This window comes from uncultured Cardiobacterium sp., from assembly GCF_938028185.1.
GTDB lineage: Bacteria > Pseudomonadota > Gammaproteobacteria > Cardiobacteriales > Cardiobacteriaceae > Cardiobacterium.
Genome location: NZ_CALJAH010000242.1, coordinates 1 through 4067, shown reverse-complemented (window position 1 = coordinate 4067; position 4067 = coordinate 1). Strand labels below are relative to the sequence as shown.

2 protein-coding genes and 2 pseudogenes are annotated in these 4067 nt (G+C 61.7%); 1 reads left to right on the top strand and 3 read right to left on the bottom strand.

Features of this window, described 5'->3' with window-relative positions; genetic code table 11:
- From Q0349_RS06980 to lnt, 3 genes and pseudogenes are all read right to left on the bottom strand, one after another.
- Window positions 1-1343 (bottom strand): annotated as a pseudogene (locus Q0349_RS06980) (bifunctional [glutamate--ammonia ligase]-adenylyl-L-tyrosine phosphorylase/[glutamate--ammonia-ligase] adenylyltransferase); the annotation flags it as partial.
- Between the two features lie 51 nt (window positions 1344-1394).
- On the bottom strand, window positions 1395-2132 hold the full coding sequence (locus Q0349_RS06975; protein WP_298080152.1) for a leucine-rich repeat domain-containing protein: 738 nt from the start codon (window positions 2130-2132) through the stop codon (window positions 1395-1397).
- 132 nt (window positions 2133-2264) lie between these two features.
- Window positions 2265-3728 (bottom strand): apolipoprotein N-acyltransferase, encoded by a 1464-nt coding sequence (gene lnt, locus Q0349_RS06970; protein WP_298080151.1) that lies wholly within the window; start codon window positions 3726-3728, stop codon window positions 2265-2267.
- 134 nt (window positions 3729-3862) lie between these two features.
- On the opposite strand from lnt, the pseudogene Q0349_RS06965 reads away from it, so the two are divergent.
- Window positions 3863-4067, top strand: a pseudogene (locus Q0349_RS06965) (hypothetical protein); the annotation flags it as partial.

Here is a 4067-nt window from a genome sequence, read left to right as displayed (position 1 = left end):
GGGTCACTCCAGTCGATGTCGCGCAGGCGGTCGTCGCCGGGCAGGTCGCCGGGGTCGTCGTCGGCGATGGTGTTGTTGTAGTGCTGGTGGATGGTGGCGCGGGCGGCGTCAATTTGCGCGCGCAGGCTGGCGGCATCTGCCGCGCGGCAGGCCAGGGCGAGGCGTTGCCAGTCGGCGTCGTTCGCGGGCAGTTGGTGGGTTTGTTGTTCGTGGTCGTATTGCAGCGCGTTTTCGACGCGGCGCAGGGTGAGGTAGGCGTCGTGCAGGGCGGCGGTCTGTTCAGGGTTCCAAATGCCGCGCTCGCCAATGCGGGCGAGTGCTTCGAGGTAGTTCGGCGTTTGTAGTGCCGGGTATTGACCGCCGTAGATCATTTGCATGGCCTGCACGGTGAATTCGGCTTCGCGGATGCCGCCCGTGCCGAGTTTGATGTGGTTTTCGTGGTTGTTGTCGCGGTTTTGCCGGTTGATGCTTTGTTTCATTTCGCCGAGGGCATTCAGCGCGGCGTAGTCGAGGTAGCGGCGGTAGGTGAAGGGGCGCAGGCTGGCAAGCAGTTGGCGGCCGCCTTCGATGTCACCGGCGATGGGGCGCGCTTTCATCAGCGCGTAGCGTTCCCAGTCGCGGCCGTGGATGAGGTAGTACTGTTCCATCGCGGCGAATGACAGCGCCAGCGGCCCGGTCTGGCCGAAGGGGCGCAGGCGCATATCAACGCGGTAAACGTTGCCGTCGGCGGTGTTGGTGTCCAGCGTGTGGATGAGGCGCTGCGCCAGTTTGCGGTACCAGGTTTCGTGCTCTTGCGGTTTTTGCTTGCCGGTGGTGCGGGTGGTGCCGTTGTCGCGGTAGGCGTAGATGAGGTCGATGTCGGAGGAGAAGTTGAGTTCGCCGCCGCCCAGTTTGCCCATGCCGAGGACGAGCATCGGCACCGGCTTGCCGTCTTTGTCCACCGGTTCGCCGTAGCGCGCGGCCAGCGCCTGGTGTTGCCAGGCAAGCGCCACGCCGATGAGGGTTTCAGCGAGCGCGCTGGTGCGGGCGAGGAAGGCGGGTTCGTCGATGAGGCCGTTTACTACCGCGTGGATGTGGCGCACCTGGCGGCGGTGTTTGTAGCGCCGCAGTTGTTGCATCAGCTCGTCTTCGGTCGCAGCAACCGGGTTTTCGGCAGCGAAGGTGTCGCGGTAGTTTTCGGCGGGCGCGGCGGCAGGGTCGAGGTCGTCGTATAGCGCCGGATTGCGCGCCAGTTGCGCGGCGGCGTAGTCGCTGGCTTCAATGAGCGCGATGAGGTCAGGGCGGGTGGTAAGCGCCGGAGGGGCGGTTTCTTGCCAGCGATTGATGCGGTCGGTTGGGCTCATAGGCGGTAGATGGTCTTTGTTTTATTCCACTGTAAATGCGGGTGGCGGGGTTTAACGATAGACGCTTACACCTTGCAGGTATTGTTCCTGTTCCGGGGTGAGTTGCAGTTTGCGGTTGCCCCTGATAGTCAACCCTTTCAGGTTATGCAAATGGATGATGGTTGAGGGCAAGGCGGTAAGCTCATTATTGTCGAGAGTCAGATCCTGTAATTGCTGCAATTGACCGATGGTTGCGGGCAGGGCAGTGAGCTGGTTTGCATGAAGCCGGAGTTCCCGCACATGTTGCAGGTTGCCAATTTCCGCAGGGAGTGCTTTGAGTTTGTTGTTTTCAAGCAGGAGATTCTGCAATTCTTGCAGGTTGCCCATTTCGGCGGGCAGGGTGGCGAGTTGGTTATTGCCAATCCAGAGAAACCGCAATTTTTGCAGGTTGCCAATTTCAGCGGGCAGGGTGGTGAGTTGGTTGTTTTTCAGTGCGAGCTGCTGCAATTGTTGCAGCTGGCCGATTTCCGGCGGTAGCCGGGTGATTTTCGGCAAGTTTCTGTTATCTGACGGGACACGGTCCAAATCCAGTTTCCGCAAATTGCGCAAGGCTTCCTTGTTGCGCGGCAGATTTTTTTCCGGAATTTGGAATTCGTCCGCCCAGGCGGTGAGGCGCGCGACCCAGGCGTCTTCGTCCGGTTGGACAGCAGCAGCGGGGGTGTCTGTTGCGGGCGCGGCCTGGCCGGGGGCGGCAAATGCCAGTTGGCAGCAGGCGAGTAGGGCAAGGGTTTGCAGGGTTTTTTTGAGCATGGGATGTCCTTTTTGGCAGGAGGATGTGGATGACTGCGCGATAACAACGCTGGGGCGTTTGTCGGCGGGATCTTCACCGTTTGCGCTACCGTCTGCAAGCGGCGCGGCTTGTCTGAAACTTTCGGTGAACGGCTATATTGGGTCTCGTGTTTTCCGCACCAGCAGCAATCCCGCTGCATACAGCGCCAGCAGCGCGAAGATGACGGCGTTGCCAAAGCGGGCGTAGGGCGTCGCGCCCTGATACGGCTGGATTTCGCCTGTCAATACCTCGCGGACGAAGCGCGGGATGCGTGCCTTGATGCGGCCATGCGCGTCCAGCAGCACGGTGATGCCGTCGTTCGTCGCGCGCGCCATTTCCCGCCCCAGCTCGCGGCTGCGCATCTGGTTCATTTGCAGGTGCTGGTCGGCGGCGATGGAGTCTTTGAACCAGGCGTCGTTGCTGATGTTGATGAGGTAATCGGCCTCCGGCAACGCCTGCCGCATATCGCGGCCAAACGCCGCCTCATAGCAAATCGACGCCCCGGCGCGGTGTTTGCCGGTGATGAGTGGCGGCTGTTTGGCGTCGCCGCGCTCGAAGTTGCTGTAGGGGATTTCGACGTATTTTTCGAAGACAGTCAGCCAACTGCGCAGCGGCACATATTCGCCGAACGGCAGCAGGTGGTGTTTGTAGTAGCGGCCTTTGCCGTCGCCAAGGGTGATGATGGCGTTGTAAAAGAGCTGTTTGTGCAGCTCACCCGCCGGGATGCCCGTCACCAGCGTCTGCCCGCGTGTCTTGAAGTAGCCGTCAAGCTGTTCCAGATCGCGCGTCATCTGTTCTTCCATGAAGGTGAAGGCGGTTTCCGGCAGGATGACTACCGCTTCTTCGCGGTCAATGGCGAGGGCGATGTAGTCCTGCAAATGGCGCTCCATCAGCGCCGGGTCAAATTTGGTGCTTTGTTCGATGTTGCCCTGGATGAGGGCGACGCTGAAGGGGTCACCGTCCGGCGTGGTGTGTTCCATCAGGCTGGTCGCGCTGGCGGCGGCGTAGCAGGCAACGGCAAACGCCAGCGGTTTGCCCTGGCGCAGCACGATGGCGCGGGCAAGCAGGCTGGCGATGAGCGTCAGCGCAAAGCTCATCAGGAAAACGCCGCCGAGCGGGGCGAGGCCGTCCAGCGGCGTGTGCAGCGCGCTGTAGCCGGCGGCGAGCCAGGGGAATCCGGTAAAGAGGTAGGCGCGGGCGAGTTCGCCGCCCGTCCACAGCAGCGGGATGAGCAGGGTGCGCCGCCAACTGCCGGGCGCGCTCAGGCGGCGCATCAGCCAGGCGGCGAGGACGGTGTAAAGCGCGAGATAGAGGATGAGCAGCACGTTGGCGAGGATGGCGAACGGCAACGGCGCGCCGCCGAAGTGATAGAGGCTGATGTAAACCCAATACAGCCCGCTGCCGAGATGGGCGAGCGCGAACAGCCAGGCATCGCGCAGCGGTTTCTGCCGCGCCGGATGCTGCCACAGCGCAAACAGCACGGCGAGCGGCACGAGCGCGGCTGTGCCAAACGGCCAGGGGGCGAAGCAGAGGGTGAAAAGCAGTCCGGCAAGCGGCGCAAGCAGGGAATACAGCATGGTTGTCGCGAAGTTGATAAGCGGGCGGGCATTATAGCGGGCGACGCGGGCAAAAAAGCGCGACAAAATCCGGCCAAGCGACTACACTTCGCGCGCTGCCACCCGGCGGCGCTTCACACACAACGGAGAATCCCATGAAAAAACTGATGCAAACCCTCTGCCTTGCCTTCTTTGCCGGCATCCTGGCCGCCTGCGGTGGCGACGGCCCGGACAAAACTGCTAAAACGTTCTTTGAAGAACTCTTTAGCGGCGATGCGAACAAAGCCGTCGAACTCCTCTACATCCCGCCGGAAGCAGGCGACAAAGGTGCGGAAATGGCAAAAGGCAAAATCACCATGA

Bases quoted from the DNA above. Each gene is read 5' to 3' on its own strand.
- Q0349_RS06975 (WP_298080152.1), bottom strand. From the start codon at position 2,132: ATGCTCAAAAAAACCCTGCAAACCCTTGCCCTACTCGCCTGCTGCCAA.
- lnt (WP_298080151.1), bottom strand. From the start codon at position 3,728: ATGCTGTATTCCCTGCTTGCGCCGCTTGCCGGACTGCTTTTCACCCTC.